We start from the raw sequence: 16,864 nt of genomic DNA, 5'->3' as shown, positions 1-16,864 counted from the left end.
GCTACTCGAAGCGCAGCGCGAGAATCGGGTCCAGGCGGGCCGCCTGCCGCGCCGGGTAGTAGCCGAAAAAGACACCCACCAGCGCCGAGAAGACAAAGGCCAGGGCGATCGCCGAGATACTGATCTGCGTGGACCAGTGCGCAATCGCGCTGATCGCCCACGATCCGCCCAGGCCCAATACAATCCCAGCCATTCCGCCAACCAGTGAGAGCGTCACGGCCTCCACCAGGAATTGAGAGAGGATGTCACCCATGCGGGCACCGATCGCCTTGCGGATGCCGATCTCCTTCGTACGCTCAGTCACTGAAACCAGCATGATGTTCATGATCCCGATGCCGCCCACGATCAACGAAACCGAGGCGATCGCGCCCAATAGAATCGCCATCACGTTGGCCGATTCCTCCTGGGCCGAGAACACCTCGGATAGGTTTCGAACGGAAAAATCGTCGTCCGCCGCAGGCTGGATGTGATGCCGCTGCCGCAGAAGCTGTGTCATCTGCTCGATGGCAGAGTCCATCTGGGCCGGACCGATCGCCTCCACCAGAACGTTGCCGATGGAGTGGGAGTTCGCCTGGCTGGTGCCCAGCACCCGTTTCTTCGCGGTCGAGATCGGGATCAGGATCACGTCATCCTGGTCCTGCCCCATCGGATTCTGCCCCTTGGGCGTCAGGACACCCGTGACCGTGAACGGGACGTTCTTGATGCGGAATGTCTGGCCTATGGGATCGGCCCCGCCAAACAGGTTCTGGACCACTGTCTGCCCCAACAGGGCCACGCGTGCCGACGAGTCGATGTCCTGGGTGGTGAAGGGGTCGCCGCGGTCCAGGGTCAGGTCGCGGACCTCCATGTAGGACGGCACGGTTCCGATCACTGAGGTTGCCCAGTTATTGTTGCCGTAGATCACCTGCGCGGCGCTGCGAACCATCGGCGCCGCCACAGATACAGAGGGACACTCGGCGGCGATCGCCGTCGCATCTTCCTCGGTCAGCGTGAGGGATGCTCCGCTGCCCATCCGCATTCCACCGCTGGTCAGGCTGCCGGGCATCACGATGATCAGATTGCTGCCCATGCTGGCGATCTGCTCACTGATCCTCTCCGTCGCGCCGGAGCCCACCGAGACCATGGCGATCACCGCGGCCACCCCGATGATGATGCCCAGCATCGTCAACAACGACCGCATCCGGTTGGCCGATAGGGCGGCCAGCGCCATCCGCGCGCTCTCCAGTAGATTCTTCATGACTGTGCCCTCCCTGGTTGGGACAACCGTTCAGATTCTGGGCCCCCGATTGCCGCCGCCGAACGGGGCTGAGGTCTTCGAGGCGGATCCGGCGCTGCCCGTGGCGGCGACAATCACCCGCATCCCTTCCGCTAGGTCTTTACCTGTCACTTCCGTGAACGTGCCATCCGTGACGCCGGTCGCCACCGCCTCACGCTGCGGTTTTCCTTCCGCACCCAATGTCCAGACCGCGGTAGCGTTGGGCCCGCGTCTCGACGCCACTGCCGGCGCTGCGCTGTCCGGGCGGAATCGCAGTGCGGCATTCGGGACTCTCAGCACGCCTTCCCGGCGGCCCGTAACGATCTTGACCGTCGCCGTCATGCCGGGGAACAGCTTCAGATCCTCGTTGTTCACGCCGATCACCACGTCGTAGGTAATGACGTTCTGCACATTGATGGGCGCCTTGCGGATCTCACGCACGGCGCCGTGGAAGGTCCGGCCCGGATACGCGTCCACACTGAAGGTGGACTCCTGTCCGACCTGGACCTTGCCGATATCGGCTTCCGAGACGTTGGTGTCCACCTGCATCTTTGTCAGATCCTCGGCGATCAAAAAGATGATGGGCGCCTGCAGGCTGGCCGCCACGGTCTGCCCGACATCCACCTGCCGGGCGACAACTGTGCCGTTCACCGGCGCGCGAATATACGTGTGGTCGAGATCAACCTGGCTCTGCGCCAGATTGGCTACACTCTGCCGCACCTGCGCCGTGGCCGAGTCGAGTCCAGCCCTGGCAACGGCCAACTGAGATTCCGCGGAGGCAATCCCCTGCCGGGCCGCGTCCTCCTGCGCCTTGGCCGCCGTCAAACTGCCAACGGCCGTGTCGTACGTAGCCTTGGCTGTCTCGATCTCCTCCTTGGAGAAGAGCTTGTCGTCCTCCATGGCGTGCCTGCGCTCATACTTGCTCCTGGAGTCGATCACTGCTGCCTGGGCCTTCAAGACGTTGGCCGCGGCGGCCGCAAGATTTGCCTTGGCCGTGAGGATGTCCGCCTGCCGGGCCTGGATCTGCGCCTGGGCATTCACGACGGCCACTTTGGAGGCGTCGAGAGTCGCCTGTGCCTGCTGTACCCTGGCTTCGAACAGCGTGGGGTCGATCCGGGCGATCAACTCACCCTTGGTCACCTTGCTGTTGAAGTCGGCGTACAACGACTGAATGTTGCCGGAGACCTGCGTGCCCACCTGCACGGTCACCACGGCGTTAGGGTTGCCTGTGGCAGACACGGTCTGCAGCAGGTCGCCGCGCGCAATAGCCGTCGTCCGATAGTGCTCGGTGTTGCGGCCCCGCATCAGCGAATAGGATCCTGCCGCGGCGGCGATCACCAGGGCAGCCGCCACCGTGGCCCAACCTGTCGATTTTGTGCGACTCATTGTGTTGCCCTTCCACTCATACAGACGCTGCCGGGGCCTGGGAGATGACCGGCTTACGCCTGAAGAAGTGTAAAGCGCATGGCCCTCCCGGGCTAGTCGCCAGTCACAACGATGCAATCTTGTCCTGATAAAGTCGTAGCTTATGTGGAAAAACCTCCTGGCCGCCGCCCTGTTATCCACGGCGCTGGTCGCCCAGACGGCGGACCGCCGCGTCATTGTGATCTCGGTCGACGGACTGAAAGCAGAGACCCTGCGGGACTCCGCAAAACTCGGACTGAAGATCCCCAACCTGACGGAAATGCGGGACAAAGGCGCAGTATCGGCGGGGCTCACCGGAGTCTTCCCGACGGTCACTTATCCCAGCCACACCACGATGATGACCGGGGTCCAGCCATCCGAGCACGGGATCCTGGGCAACAACCTGTTCGACCCCGAAGGCCGCACTCGCGGCGCCTGGTACTGGTTCTCCGAACTCATCAGAAAGCCCACACTCTGGGACGCCGCCAAGGCAGCCGGCAAGACCGTCGGGGCCATTGCCTGGCCGGTGACCGTCGGCGCGCGTATCGATTACAACATCCCGGAATACGCCGTCTTCCACGGCGAGGACTCCCTGCCGCTGCAGCGTTCCATCAGCACCCCGGGGCTCTATGAAGAGATGGAAAAGGTGCTGGGTAAGAATACATGGGATGGACCCCAGACGGATGCCCTGCGCGCGGCGCAGGCAGCCTACATCCTGCGCACCCGTAAGCCGCACCTCACGCTGATTCACCTGATCGATCTCGATCACGAGGAGCACGGCTTCGGCCCCGGCAGTCCGGAAGCCAACCATGCTTTGGAAGAGATCGACAAGGCCATCGGCACGATCCGCGCCGCGGTCCGGGAAGCCGGTGTCGAGAATTCCACTCGCTGGGTCATCCTGAGTGATCACGGCTTCTGGCCCGTCTCCCAGGCCTTCCAGCCTCAGGCGTTCCTGTCGAGCCTGGGCCTGGCCGCACCGGAAGACAAGCCCTCCGACTGGCGCGTCGCGGCTCACGTCAACGGAGGCTCCGTCGCCTTCGTCGCCAAAGACCCGAACGACAAGGAAGCCCAGCAGATCGTCATGAAGGCGCTGGCCACCCTACAGGCCAATGAACGCTGGGGCGTGGAGCACATCCTGGACAAGGCCCAACTCGCGGAGCGCAAGTCCTACTCGCACGCCTTCGCCGCCATCAGCATGCGCCGCGGCTTCACCGCCGGCAGCAATCGTAACGGCGCCTGGGTCACCTCTTCCGGAGCCACCCGCGGCATGCACGGCTTCCTGCCCGGCCCCACCGAACTCGACTGCACCTTCCTCGTTTACGGACCGGGCATCACCGCCCGCCCACTGCCGCACGGCAATCTGGCCGACGTCGCCACCACGACCGGCGTCCTGCTGGGCGTTTCCCTGCCGGAGTCCAAGGGGCAGGACCTCCTCAAACAGTAGGTGAATTGGGCGTAGAATCTGACAGACACGCCCATGGAACTAAAATTCCGGCTGAACGGTGCGGAACGGACCTTGCAGGTCCCACCCAAACTGACACTTCTCGACGCGATCCGCGACCATGCCGGGTTGACGGGCACCAAGTATGGCTGCGGTGAAGGCCAGTGCGGGGCCTGCACAGTCCTGCTGGATGGGCGCGCCGTGAAGTCGTGCATCCTGCCCGCTGCCTCGGCCCAGGGCCGGGAAGTCACCACCATTGAAGGCCTGGCCGTGGACGGCAAACTCCATCCGGTCCAGCAGGCGTTCCTCGACCACTCAGCGTTTCAGTGCGGCTTCTGTACGCCCGGCATGATCACCGGGGCCGTCGCGTTCCTCGCCCAACACACGAACCCTTCCGAGGCTGAGATTCGCGCCGGCCTGCAAAGCCACATCTGCCGTTGCGGGACTTATCCTCGCATCGTGGCCGCCGTCCGTGCAGTCGCCTCGCTGCGCAAGGAGGATCGCCGTGGCTGAAACAGACCTCCTCCTGGCCGAATACAAGCGCCGCGACTTCCTTCGGATTCTGGGCTCCGGCAGCCTCCTCACCCTCCCCATGCAGGGCGCCGAGTCACCCGTCCGCCTGCGCATGGCTGCCGACGGGATGGTGGATGCCTTCACGGGCAAGATCGAGATGGGCCAGGGTGCGCGAACCCTGCTGGTCCAGGCCATCGCCGAAGAGCTGCGCCTGCCCGTCGAGCGCATCCGCCTAACCATGGCCGACACCGACGTCGTCCCCGATGACGGCGGCACCTGGGCCTCGCTCACCTCACCGGAGACCGTACCGGCCGTGCGCAAGGACGCTGCCGCCTTCGCGGGTCACCCCTTGACGGAACCGAAGGACTGGAAGGTCCTGGGTCAATCGGTACCCCCGCTTCACGGGCGCGCGGCCGTCACGGGCTCGCTGCAATATTGCGGGGACCTGCGCATCGACAACCTGCGTCATGGCTGCATCGTGCGTCCGGACGCTTACCGGGCCCGCCTCGAGTCCTTCGACGATTCAGCCGCCCGGGCCCTGCCCGGCGTGCAGGTTGTCCGCGATGGCGATCTGCTGGGAGTCGTTGCGCCAGACCGTCAGACAGCCATCGAGGCCGCCCGCCTCGTGCAGGCAAAGTGGAAGGCTGAACCGCTGCCCTCCCTCGATGCAATGCGCGAGACCTTCCGCACGAAGAGCATCGCGCCCGTGGAGGTGAAGGACACGCGGTATCCGCCCCTGATTCGACAGGGCGACACCGAAGCCGCTTTGTCCAAGTCTGACCGCCGTCTCCATTCCACCTACTGGCTGCCACCCATCGCCCACGTGGCCCTTGAACCCCGCGCCGCCATTGCGGAGTGGCGCGACGGGACCCTGATCGTGCGTTGCGGGAAACAGGCCCCTTTCCTCGTCCGCGCCGAGCTGGCCAAGGCCTTTGGCGTGCCGGAGTCCAAGGTGCGGATCATCGTCACCATGCCCGGTGGCGGCTTTGGCGGCAAACAGCGCGGCGAATGCGAACTCGAGGCGGCGCGTCTGGCCAAGGCCGCGCAGGCGCCGCTCCGCCTGGCCTGGACCCGCGAGGAGGAATTCTGGGTCGCCTACTCGCGACCGGCCGCCCTGGTCGATGTCGAGAGCGGCGTCAATGCAGCCGGCCGGCTCTCCGCCTGGCGCTTCCGCAACTACAACGCCGGAGCACCGGGCATCAAACCGCCCTACGTCATTGCAGACATGTCCAATGAGTTCTGGCGGTCTGAGTCGCCGCTACGCCAGGGCTCCTACCGAGCTCTCGCCGCCACCGCCAACAACTTCGCCCGCGAATCGCACGTCGACGAATGGGCTCACGAGCTGAAGCAGGATCCGCTGGAGTTCCGGCTCGCCAATCTGGACGACCCACGCCTGAAGGAAGCTCTGGAGAAGGGTGCCGCGCTCTTCGGCTGGGGCCGCCGCAAACCCGGCAACGGCCGCGGCTTCGGGCTCGCCTGCAATCTGGAGAAACTCGCTCGACTGGCGATCTTTGTGGAGACCGAAGGGGCGGCGAAGCAACTGCGAGTCGTGCGCATGGTCGCCGTCGGGGACTTCGGCGCGGCCCTCAATCCCGACAATCTGAAGAACCAGATGCAGGGCGCCATCATACAGGGGCTGGGTGGAGCGCTGTGGGAGCAGTTGCTCTTCGACAACAGCCGCCAGTTGACCCGGCGGCTCTCGCAATATCGCGTCCCCCGCTTCCAGGATGTGCCGGACCTGCGCGTCGAGATCATCGACCGCCGCGAGATTCCGGCCGCCGGAGCGGGCGAGTCGTCCATAACCCTGCCCGCTCCCGCACTGGCCAACGCGTTATTCGCGGCAACGGGCGTTCGTCCCCACGCCCTGCCGCTCACCATTTAACCGTTGGCAACCGGAATCGAAGTGAATGCCTGCGGGCCGAAGCTCAGGCCCAGGATGCTCTTCCAGACGATGCCTCGAATCTAGTGGTTTACATCAAATTTGTTATGTTTGCCCGCCGGCGCCGGCGTGAGTTTACGCGCCAGCCCATCTGCGGCACGGCAGGCTCATGGTAGGATGCCTACAATTTCGAATGAGTACGCTGCTTCAGGATCTCCGCTTCGCGCTGCGCGGCTTTGCCGGAAGCCCGGCATTCACACTCGCGGCCATCCTCTCCCTGGCCATCGGCATCGGCGCCAACTCCGCCATCTTCAGCGTCGCGAACGCGCTGCTCCTGCAGCCGCTGCCCTATCGCAACGCTGACCGCCTCGTCATCCTCTGGAATCGGTCGCCCGGCCTCAATATCGCCGAAGATTGGTTCTCCACGGCGCAATACTTCGATATCCGCAATGGCCACAGCGGCTTTGAGGAATTGGCCATCGCCATTGGCGCAAACTACAACCTCACAGGCGACGGCGAGCCTGAGCGCATCGGCACTATCCGCGTGTCCTCCAACCTGCTGCCCATGCTCGGCGCCAAAGCCGCATTGGGCCGCCTCTTTCTCAGCGAAGAGGATCACCCCGGACGCGGCGGCACCGCCATCCTCAGTCACGCCACGTGGATCCGCCGCTACGGCAGTGATCCGCGCGTCGTCGGCCGTTCCATCACGCTCAATGGACAAAGCTATCAGGTCGTCGGCATCCTGCCGGAGCAGTTCTCGCTTCCGCGCGAAGTGTTGCCCACGCTCGGCGTCGCGGAGGATGGCGAGATCTTTCTGCCGCTCCCGCTCAACGCCGAAGCCGCCTCCACCCGGACCAGGGAAGACTACAACATCATCGGGCGCCTGAAATCCGGCGTGACCGTCACTCAGGCCCAGGCGGAGATGAGTGGCATCACCGCCCGTCTCATCCGCTCGTTCCCGGACTACTATCCGCCCAACTCGGGCCTCACCTTCAGCGTGGTGCCCCTGCAGGAACAGGTCGTGGGCGATGTGCGCCGTCCTTTGCTCATCCTGTTGGGCGCGGTCGCCTTCGTCCTATTCATCGCCTGCGCCAACGTGGCCAACCTCCTGCTCGCCCGTGCATTGAGCCGCCAGAAAGAGATTGCCATCCGTGTCGCCCTGGGCGCCGGGCGCGGCCAGATCCTGCGCCAACTGCTGACGGAGAGCATCCTGCTTTCACTGGGCGGCGGCGCCTTGGGGGTGATCCTCGCCATGGCCGGCATCGACTGGATCCACGCCCTGCAGCCGCGCAACATCCCGCGCCTCTCCAGCATCTCCGTCACTGGTGAAGTGCTGCTGTTCACCTTCGCCATCAGCCTGCTCTCCGGCCTCCTCTTCGGCCTCGCCCCCGCCTTCCGTATGGCCGGCACCAACCCCGCCGGGCCTCTCAAGGAGGAAGGCCGCGGCGCCGCCGGCGCCAACAGCATCTGGGGCCGCGGCAATCATTTGCGCCGCCTGCTGGTCGTCTCCGAACTCGCCCTCTGCGTAGTGCTGCTGGTCGGCGCCGGCCTGCTGATTCGCAGCTTTGCCCGGCTTCAGAATGTACCGCCGGGCTTCCAGCCCCAGGGTGTACTGACCCTCGAACTGACTATGAGCGGACGGAAATACGCGAAGTCTGAAGCGGTCCTCAGCGCCTATCGCGATCTCTGGCAGCGTCTGGACCGCCTGCCCGGCGTGACGTCCTCCGGCGGCGTGAGCGCCCTGCCCCTGTCCAACTACTTCTCCTGGGGGCCCATCACCGTGGAGGGGCGCACGCCGCAACCTGGTGAGGAGTTCATCAATGCCGATCAGCGAATTGCCGGCGGCCGCTACTTCGAAACTCTGAGGATCCCGCTGCTGCGTGGCCGGCTATTCCAGCAGCGGGACAAGTTGGAAGCGCCGCGCGTGATCGTCATTGATGAGTACATGGCTCAGGAACTCTGGCCGAATCAGGATCCCATCGGAAAACGCATCCGCACCGGCGGGCTCAAATCCGATGCGCCCTGGCTCACGGTGATCGGGGTTGTCCGGCAGGTGAAGCAGTATGGCCTCGATGCCAGCTCCCGCATCGCCTTCTACCTGCCCCAAACGCAGTACCCGACCCGAGCCTTGTACGTCGCGCTCCACACGGCCTCCGACCCCGGTTCGCTCGTCTCCGCGGTCCGCAAAGAGATCCGTGAACTGGATCCCGACCTGCCCGTCTATCGCATCCGCACCATGCCGCAGCGCGTCGAGGAATCCATGGCCCGCCGCCGCTTCGCCATGACCCTGCTGACGCTCTTCGCCTCCCTCGCACTGGCCCTGGCCGCGATCGGGGTCTATGGCGTGATGTCGTATCTGGTCGATCAGGGTACCCGCGAGCTGGGCATTCGCATGGCCCTCGGGGCTACACCCAACTCCATCATCGGCTTCGTTCTGTCACGAGGCATGCTCGTCGCGGCCTGTGGCATCGGCGCGGGTCTACTAGCCGCCCTCGCGCTCACGCGCGTCATGAGCAGCCTGCTCTACGGTGTGCAAGCCACCGACGCCGCAACCTTCGGCTCCATCGCGGCCCTGCTCTCCGCCATCGCCCTGCTGGCCATCTACCTGCCGGCCCGCCGCGCGGCCCGTATCGATCCCATCACCTCGCTTCGTGCGGAGTAGCGCGGCTACACGTGCTGCGGTTCCGGTTCCTGTTCGACGACCGGAGCCGCGTCCGGCGGCTGCGGATCGCGCGCCTCGAAGAACCGGTACAACACCGGCACCACCACCAGCGTCAGCGGCGTCGAAGTGAAGAGACCGCCAATCAGCACAATCGCCAGCGGCCGTTGCACTTCAGACCCCGGTCCCGTGGCGAACAGGAACGGCACCAGCCCCAGTGCAGCCACGGTAGCTGTCATCATCACCGGCCGGAAGCGCAGCATCGCTCCTTGCGCAATTGCTTCCTTCTGCTCCAGCCCCGATTCGCGCAGCTTGCGGATGTACGACACGAGCACCACGCCGTTCAGGACGGCAATGCCCCACAGCGCGATGAACCCGACCGAGGCCGGCACCGACAGGTATTCACCAGTGGCGAACAGCGCCACCACACCGCCAATCGACGCAAACGGCAGCACCGTGATGATCAACGCCGCGAACCGCAGCGATCCGAACAGCAGGAACAACAGGAAGAAGATCGCTCCAATCGTGATGGGCACGATCAGTTTCAGATGCTCCAACGCCCGCTCCATGTTCTGGAACTGACCGCCCCACACAATGAAGTAGCCGGCCGGCAGCTGCACCTGCTGCCCCACCTTCTCTTTCAGCTCCGCGACAAACCCGCCCAGGTCGCGATCCTGCACGTTCAAGCCCACCACAATCCGCCGCTTCGCCGTATCCCTGTTGATCTGCGCCGGCCCTTCCACCACGTCGATCTTCGCCAGGTTCTCCAGCAGCACCTTGCCGTTGTCCGGCGTGTGGATCACGATTCGCCGGATCTCCTCGACGTTGTGCCGCAGCTTCTCCGGATACCGCACCACGGCCTGGAAGCGCCGCTCGCCTTCATAGATTTCGGTCGCCGCCTTGCCGCCGATGGCGGTCTCAATCATGTCGTGAATGTCTGATGCGTTCAGGCCGAAGCGCGCAATCGCCTGCCGGTCGATCGTGATGTTCAGGTACTGCTGGCCGCCCACTCGATCGATGCGGCTGTCTCGCAGGCCGCGAATCGTCGCCGCCACCTTCGAAATCTCGTTCGCCTTCGCGACCAACTGCTCCAGGTCGTCGCCGAACACCTTCACGGCCACATCGGCGCGCACGCCGGTCACCATCTCGTCCACTCGATCAGAGATCGGCTGCGCCATCACGAAATTGATGCCCGGCAGCGTCTGGATCTTCTTCGAAATCTGCTCGGCAATCGTGTCCTGCGTCCAGCCCTTGGGCCATTGATCGCGCGGCTTCAGGGTGGTGATGACGTCCGCTTCGTTCGGACCCGCGGCGTCGGCAGGCGATTCACCGCGGCCGAGACGCGACACCACACGCTCCACGCCCGGCACCTCGCGCACCATGCGCAGCGCCTCTTTCTCCATCGCGATCGACTCGTCCAGCGAGATGTTCGGCACCCTGTCGATATTGGGCGAGATCGACCCTTCCTTCATCTCCGGGATGAACGATGTCCCCAGGTACGGGAACAGCAGGACCGCCCCCACCAGCATGGCCAGCGTCACCGCAATCGTCCGCAGCTCATGCTTCAGGCTGTGCTGCAGCACCGCCCCGTACATCCGCTTCAGCACGCGCACCAGAATCGTATCGTGCTCGTTGCTGCTCTTCAGCAGAAAGAACGACAGCACCGGAGACAGCGTCAACGAGATTACCAGCGAGATGGCCAGGGCGATGGCAATCGTATACGCCAGCGGCGCGAACATCTTGCCTTCCATGCCCTCTAGCGTCATCAGCGGCAGGAACACCAGGATGATCACGCAGATTCCGAAGATGACCGGCGTGCTCACCTCGCGCACCGCCTCCACCATCGTCGTCGTACGGTCCGCATGCTTGTCGTGGCTCAGCTTGGCGAAGATGTTCTCCACCACCACCACCGAGGCGTCCACCATCAGGCCGATCGCGATCGCCAACCCGCCCAGCGACATCAGGTTCGCCGACAGGTGGATCTTGTTCATTACCAGGAAGGTCAGCAGCGGCGTCAGGACCAGGGTCGCAATCACGACCAGGCTCGACCGCAGGTCGCCCAGGAACAGGAACAGGATGATCACCACCAGTACGATGCCCTCAATCAGGACCTTCACCACCGTGTGAATCGCGGCATCCACCAGTTGCGACCGGTCGTAGTAGGGCACGATCCGGAGCCCGCCCGGCAGCATGTTCCTGCCGTTGATCTCTTCCACCCGCTGCTTCACCTGACTGACGATCTGCTTCGCGTTCCCGCCCGCGATCATCATCACGATGCCGCCCACCGCCTCCGTATAGCCGCCCTTGATCATGGCGCCATAGCGGACCTCTTCCCCGAATCGCACCTCCGCCACTTCCCGCACATACACCGGCGTCGAGCCCACTTCTTTCAATACAATCGACCGGATGTCGTCCAGCGACTGGATCAGTCCTACCCCTCGGATCAGGTACTGCTCGGAGTTCTGCGGCAGAATCCCGCCGCCCGAATTCGCGTTGTTCCGCGCCAGCGCCTGCACCACATCCTGGATGGAGACCCCGTAATAGCGCAGCTTGGCCGGATCCACCAGCACCTGGTACTGACGCACATACCCGCCCGTCGAGTTGATCTCGGCTACCCCGGGAATCGACCGCAGCAGTGGGCGCGCCACCCAGTCCTGGACGATGCGCCGCTCCACCAGTTCTTCCTTCGTCAGGACCTTGTCGCCGTCGTTGGGGTTTTCCAATGTGTACTGATACACCTCGCCCAGCGCCGAGGACACCGGCCCCAGCACGGGCATCACCCCCTCGGGGAACTTCTCCCGCGCCTCCACCAGCCGCTCCATCACCAGTTGCCGCGCGAAATAGACGTTCGTCTCATCGGTGAACACCAGCGTCACAATCGACAGGCCCGGCTTGTTCAGCGAACGCATCTCCTCCAGGCCCGGCAGTCCCGTCATCGCAATTTCCACCGGCACCGTCACGAAACGCTCCACCTCTTCCGGCGAACGCCCGCGCGCCTCGGTGGCGATCTGCACCTGCACATTCGTGACATCCGGAAACGCGTCCACCGAGAGACGCCGCGTCGCATCCAGCCCGAAGCCCAGCAGAGCCAGCGCTGCCACCGCCACCACCACACGCTGCTTCAGCGCGTGTTGAACCAGAGTGTCCAGCATCGGCCGCTATTCCCCTAGCAGCGCAAGCCGCTTGCGCTCGTTGTTCAGGTGGAACGCCCCATCCAGGACGATCGTTTCATCTCCGGTCAATCCGCCCATCACTACGCGAGCCTTTTCAAATTCCCCCGCCAGCTGCACCGGCCGCATTGTGAATACGCCCTGGGCGGCCTCCACATACACGTGATCCTGATTCCCTTCCCGCACCACCGCCGTCGAAGGCACCAGCATCTGCTTCTGCGAGTCGTCCTTCAGAAGCATCGAGGCCAACATCGCCGGCTTCAGTTTGCCTCTCGGGTTCGGAACGTCCATGCGGATGCGCACCGTGCGCGTCTCAGGGTTCACTGTCGCACTGACAAAGGTCAGCTTCCCTTGGAATTCCTGCCCGGGCAGGGCCGGAATCTGCGCCTCCACACTCTTCCCCACATCAATCGTGCCGGCCGACTGCTCCGGCAGATCCGCCACCAGCCACACCTTCGACAGATCCGACAGGACACAAACCACCTCGGCGTTCTGGACCACCTGCCCGATGGTCGCCTTGCGCTCCAGCACCGTCCCGTCGATGGTGGCCTGCACCTGGAACAGCGAATTGATCGTCCGGCCCGTCTGCAGTTTATCCAGCGCCTCCTCCGTCATCCCCAGCACCGCCAGTTGGTCGCGCGACGACGACACCTCCGCCGTCGCCTGCACCAGTTCCGCCTCGCGCCGCTGCAGTTCCGCCTCTCCAATCACGCCCGCATCCAGCAGCCGCTTCGCCCGGTCCACCGCCTTCTCGGCCAACCGCCGCTGCGAGTGCGCCTTCAGGAAATCCGTCTGCGCGTTCGTCAATTCCGTACTGCGGATCACGGCCACCACCTGGCCACGCTTCACCGTCTGCCCTTCCACCACTTCCAGGTCCACAATCCGGCCCGACACCGGTGAGTTCACACGGGCAATCCGGTTCTCGTCCGCCTCCACACGGCCGGCGACGTCCAGAATCGCAGCCACTGGAGACATCTTCGGTTGCCCCACGCGGATATGCTTCTGCATGTCCTTCGTCACCCGGATGGACATCGGGTCCCGTGGCTTCGCTTCCTTCGTCTTCGCCTCGCTGACGGAAGGGGAGCCCGTGCACCCGGTCAACACCAGCGCCCCCAAAGCGCAGGCTGGAAATAGGATTCTATGGACAAGTTTCATGGATGGTTCTCCGGGGCAATCGCACGCAGTTGTTCCAGGTTGATCAGCGCATCCTGCACGTCATACTGCGCCGTCAGGAAATCCTGCCTCACGGTCCTCAATACGCGCTGGGCGTCCAGGACCTCGATAATCCCTCGCTCCCCGAAACGGAATGCCGCTTCGGCCGCGTCCACCGCCGCGGTCGCCTCCTTCAATACCCCCAGCTCAAACGAAGCCACCTGCTGGCTCGCCACCTCGTATTGGCCGTAAGCTCGCTCCAATTCAGCCGTCAGCTCCAGCCGCCTCATCTCGGCCGTGGCCCGCAGATGCTCCAGCGCAGCCTCCGCCTCGGCAATCGGCCCCTCCCGTTTGTTCCATACCGGCACCGGCAGCGTGACCCCAAACCGGAAGAAACCAAGATCCGGCTGGTTTTCATACTCCGCTCGCAGCGCCGGCTGCGGCTTCCGTAAGGCCATCTCATGGGACAGCCTCGCCTTGGCACGCTCGATCTCCGACCGCGCCTGGGCCATCAGCGGATGCCCGCTCAGCGCCGCCCCCAGCAACGTCTGCCACGGAGGCAGCGTGATCTGCGGCGTCAGCGAGCCCTGCGGCGCTATCTCCGTCTGCATCGGGGCACCAATCGCCGTCCGCAACGAGGTCGTTGCGTTCAACAGCCGCAATTGAGCGCTGTTGGCCAGTACCTTCGCCGTAGCCGTTTCCGCATCAGAACGCACCAGTTCGAGCTTCGCTGCTTCACCCACTTCCACCTGAATCTGGATCCTACGGCGCAGATCCTCCACCAAACGGAGATTCTCGCGCGCCAGCTCCAACTCGGCCCGCCGCCGCAACACCAGGTAGAATGCACGCTTCACCCCAGCCCGCACACCCAACCGTGCCTCATCCAATCCGAAGCGGCTGCTTTGCCGGCCGAGTTCCGCCGTCAGGATCCTGGACTTCCGGACCGACGGCAATTCCAGTTGCTGCTCCACGCTGTAGTGCTGCAATAGCCCGGGCTCCGCACCCGGCAAGCGCCGGTATTGCCGCCCAGCAAATGTTGTGAATTCCGGGTTTGGATAGGCCGAAGCAGTCGTAATGGATGCCTGCGCGCCGCGCGCCATGGCCGCGGCCGCCTTGAGTTGCGGGCTGTGCTCCTCCGCCAAGGACAAGGCTTCGTCCAGGGTCAGGGGTTTCGCTGTCTCCACCGCACCTGGCGTGACCGTCGGGCGGACTGCCTGGTTTTCTGTACGAATTCCACTCGCTCTAACCTCAATAAATTGAATAGTTTGAGGCCAGGAGTACACAGGCAGCAATAGCCCGGCGGCGAGGGCTCTCCAAAGCGTAGAGTGGCTGCGGACGGCTAGACCGGTCAATAAGTGCATGATTTGGTGAAAGAACACGTCCTGCGTACGGTCGTTGCCGCGCAGGAAGCTCGACCGGCATTTCCAGTTGTGCCGGCACTCCAGGGAGCTACATCACAGTTCATCCAAGGGCATGGATCGTGTCAGAACGGCGCGCCAGGCCAGACGATCTAGTTTCATTGTCGCACAAGAGTTATCGTTGGATAGTCTAAAAATCCGAAAGATTTACACCTGGGTGTTTTACGGCGCATTCGCCCGCCAGCCTGCTTTGACGCCTGGCCCCCCCGTGCGCTATCCTGAACATGTACAACTTTGGGTAAGGGTCTGTAAGTAGAATCAATGGCGAACCATTTTTCATCGCTGAAGCGTGTGCGCATCACTGAGCGTCGCACGGAAGTTAACCGGATGCGGAAGAGCCGCCTGCGCCATGCCATTCGCGCCATGCGCCGGGCTGTCGAAAAGAAAGACGTGGCTGCTGCCACGGCGCTCCTGCCGCAGACCTTCTCTCTTGTCGATCGCGCCGCCAAGTGGGGCATCATCAAGGACAACACCGCTTCCCGGTATAAGTCCCGCCTCCACAACCGCCTGAAGTCGCTCACCAGCACTCCGGCCGCGGCGTAGTAGAAGTCCAACCAGCCTCAATTTCAACCGCGGCGCACTCGGTGCGCCGCTTTTCTTTTGCCCCCGCCTATCCCTTCCTCACTTCCGATTGACATTTCAGTATAATCGGACACGTGAATCCCAGACCCACGAAGACGCGCTGGTTGATCCTGGCCCTACTCTTTCTCATCACCACCAATAACTATCTGGACCGCATCGTCCTCGGTATCCTCAGTCCAGTCATTCTGGAGGACCTGCACTTCACCAAATTGGAGTACGGCTACGTCAATGCCGCCTTCCAGGGCGCCTACGCCATCGGCTTCCTCCTCATGGGTTGGGTCGTTGATCGATCGGGCACCAGAAAGGGCTACGCAGCCGCCATCACCTTGTGGAGTCTCGCGGCCGGCTTCCACTCCCTCTCCCGCACCTTCATCGATCTCGGGTTCTGGCGCGCCCTCCTCGGTTTGGGCGAAAGCGGCAACTTCCCCGCGGCCATCAAGGCAACCTCTGAATGGTTCCCAAAGAAAGACCGCGCGTTCGCCACCGGCATCTTCAACGCCGGCACCAATGTGGCCACTATGATCGGTCCGCCCCTCTTCGTCTGGATGAACAGCCACTTCGGCTGGCGCTCCTGCTTCTTCATCACAGCCACCTCAGGCGTTATCTGCCTCATACTGTGGCTCGCTTTCTACCGTCTTCCCCGCGAACATAAGATGGCGAATGAGGCGGAAGTGGCTCTCATTGAGGCAGATGTGGAGGAGCGCGGTTCCGCCCGCATGAGTTGGACCCAGGCCCTCGGCTACCGCGAGACTTACGGCTTCGCCCTCGCCAAGTTTCTCAGCGACCCGGTCTGGTGGTTCTATCTCACCTGGCTCACCCTCTACTTCAAGGAAGCCCGCGGCCTGAGCCTCGAGCAGATCGGCTGGGCTCTCCCCGTCATCTACCTGATGGCCGACTTCGGCAGCGTCGGCGGCGGTTGGGTCAGCGGGTTCCTCATGCGTCGCGGTTGGCCCAACGGCAAGGCCCGCAAAACAACAATGGGCATCTTTGCCCTTTGTATGCCCATCGCCGCAACCGCCGTCTCTGTTCCGGAAACCTGGATGGCTGTCGCCCTCATCTCGCTGGCCACGGCGGCTCATCAGGGCTGGTCAGCCAACTTATACACCACCGTCAGCGACGTCTTCCCCAAGAGCGCAGTGGCCTCGGTCACCGGCATCGGAGGCTTCCTCGGCGGCCTGGGCGGCGTCCTCTTCACCGCCCTGCTTCCGGGCTACGTAGTCACTCACTTCGGCTACTTCCCTATGTTTGTCATGATGGGCGGCTTCCACATCATTGCCTGGCTGTGCCTCCATTACTTCATGGGGAACATCACCAAGCTCGGCCAGCATCCAGTCCCGGCTGCACGGTGACCTCGGCCGCTGTCACCATCTCCGGCATCTGGCATCATTGGG

General features: G+C 63.8%; 11 protein-coding genes. 6 read left to right on the top strand and 5 right to left on the bottom strand.

Going from position 1 to position 16,864, the window contains the following annotated elements:
- Position 1 precedes the first annotated feature (1 nt).
- Together ACR9Y2_RS08845 and ACR9Y2_RS08840 are read right to left on the bottom strand one after the other, a co-directional pair.
- Positions 2-1,237 carry an ABC transporter permease gene (locus tag ACR9Y2_RS08845; RefSeq protein WP_435040750.1) on the bottom strand — a complete coding sequence of 412 codons (1,236 nt, stop codon included), beginning with the start codon at positions 1,235-1,237 and terminating at the stop codon, positions 2-4.
- A 30-nt stretch (positions 1,238-1,267) separates the two neighbouring features.
- A complete protein-coding gene (locus ACR9Y2_RS08840; RefSeq protein ID WP_435040749.1) occupies positions 1,268-2,641 on the bottom strand; it encodes an efflux RND transporter periplasmic adaptor subunit in 1,374 nt (457 codons plus the stop codon).
- A 142-nt stretch (positions 2,642-2,783) separates the two neighbouring features.
- Here ACR9Y2_RS08840 and ACR9Y2_RS08835 point away from each other — a divergent pair, with 142 nt between their 5' ends.
- The 4 genes from ACR9Y2_RS08835 (at position 2,784) to ACR9Y2_RS08820 (ending at position 9,154) form a co-directional block, all read left to right on the top strand.
- The gene (locus tag ACR9Y2_RS08835; protein ID WP_435040748.1) at positions 2,784-4,103 is read left to right on the top strand and encodes an alkaline phosphatase family protein; all 1,320 of its coding nucleotides are present in this window, start codon (positions 2,784-2,786) and stop codon (positions 4,101-4,103) included.
- Positions 4,104-4,136: 33 nt separating this feature from the next.
- Positions 4,137-4,613, top strand: coding sequence for a (2Fe-2S)-binding protein (locus ACR9Y2_RS08830; RefSeq protein WP_435040747.1), 477 nt, complete (start codon positions 4,137-4,139; stop codon positions 4,611-4,613).
- Complete coding sequence (locus ACR9Y2_RS08825) at positions 4,606-6,495, top strand: molybdopterin cofactor-binding domain-containing protein (protein WP_435040746.1); 1,890 nt, start codon at positions 4,606-4,608, stop codon at positions 6,493-6,495. Before ACR9Y2_RS08830 ends, ACR9Y2_RS08825 begins: the two co-directional genes overlap by 8 nt.
- A 190-nt stretch (positions 6,496-6,685) precedes the next feature.
- Positions 6,686-9,154 (top strand): ABC transporter permease, encoded by a 2,469-nt coding sequence (locus ACR9Y2_RS08820; protein WP_435040745.1) that lies wholly within the window; start codon positions 6,686-6,688, stop codon positions 9,152-9,154.
- A gap of 5 nt (positions 9,155-9,159) precedes the next feature.
- Here ACR9Y2_RS08820 and ACR9Y2_RS08815 read toward each other — a convergent pair whose 3' ends face one another.
- From ACR9Y2_RS08815 to ACR9Y2_RS08805, 3 genes are read right to left on the bottom strand one after another with little or no spacing between them, the layout of a single operon-like run.
- On the bottom strand, positions 9,160-12,303 hold the full coding sequence (locus ACR9Y2_RS08815) for an efflux RND transporter permease subunit (RefSeq protein ID WP_435040743.1): 3,144 nt from the start codon (positions 12,301-12,303) through the stop codon (positions 9,160-9,162).
- A 6-nt stretch (positions 12,304-12,309) separates the two neighbouring features.
- The gene (locus tag ACR9Y2_RS08810) at positions 12,310-13,476 is read right to left on the bottom strand and encodes an efflux RND transporter periplasmic adaptor subunit (RefSeq protein WP_435040742.1); all 1,167 of its coding nucleotides are present in this window, start codon (positions 13,474-13,476) and stop codon (positions 12,310-12,312) included.
- Positions 13,473-14,657 carry a TolC family protein gene (locus tag ACR9Y2_RS08805; protein WP_435040741.1) on the bottom strand — a complete coding sequence of 395 codons (1,185 nt, stop codon included), beginning with the start codon at positions 14,655-14,657 and terminating at the stop codon, positions 13,473-13,475. The genes ACR9Y2_RS08810 and ACR9Y2_RS08805 overlap by 4 nt, the downstream gene beginning before the upstream one ends.
- Before the next feature lie 495 nt (positions 14,658-15,152).
- On the opposite strand from ACR9Y2_RS08805, the gene rpsT reads away from it, so the two are divergent.
- The gene (gene rpsT, locus ACR9Y2_RS08800; RefSeq protein WP_435040740.1) at positions 15,153-15,434 is read left to right on the top strand and encodes a 30S ribosomal protein S20; all 282 of its coding nucleotides are present in this window, start codon (positions 15,153-15,155) and stop codon (positions 15,432-15,434) included.
- Positions 15,435-15,547: 113 nt separating this feature from the next.
- Positions 15,548-16,822, top strand: coding sequence for an MFS transporter (locus ACR9Y2_RS08795; protein WP_435040739.1), 1,275 nt, complete (start codon positions 15,548-15,550; stop codon positions 16,820-16,822).
- Positions 16,823-16,864 lie beyond the last annotated feature (42 nt).

Source organism: Paludibaculum fermentans (assembly GCF_051172195.1).
GTDB lineage: Bacteria > Acidobacteriota > Terriglobia > Bryobacterales > Bryobacteraceae > Paludibaculum > Paludibaculum fermentans_A.
This window is presented reverse-complemented; position numbering and strand designations above follow the sequence as displayed.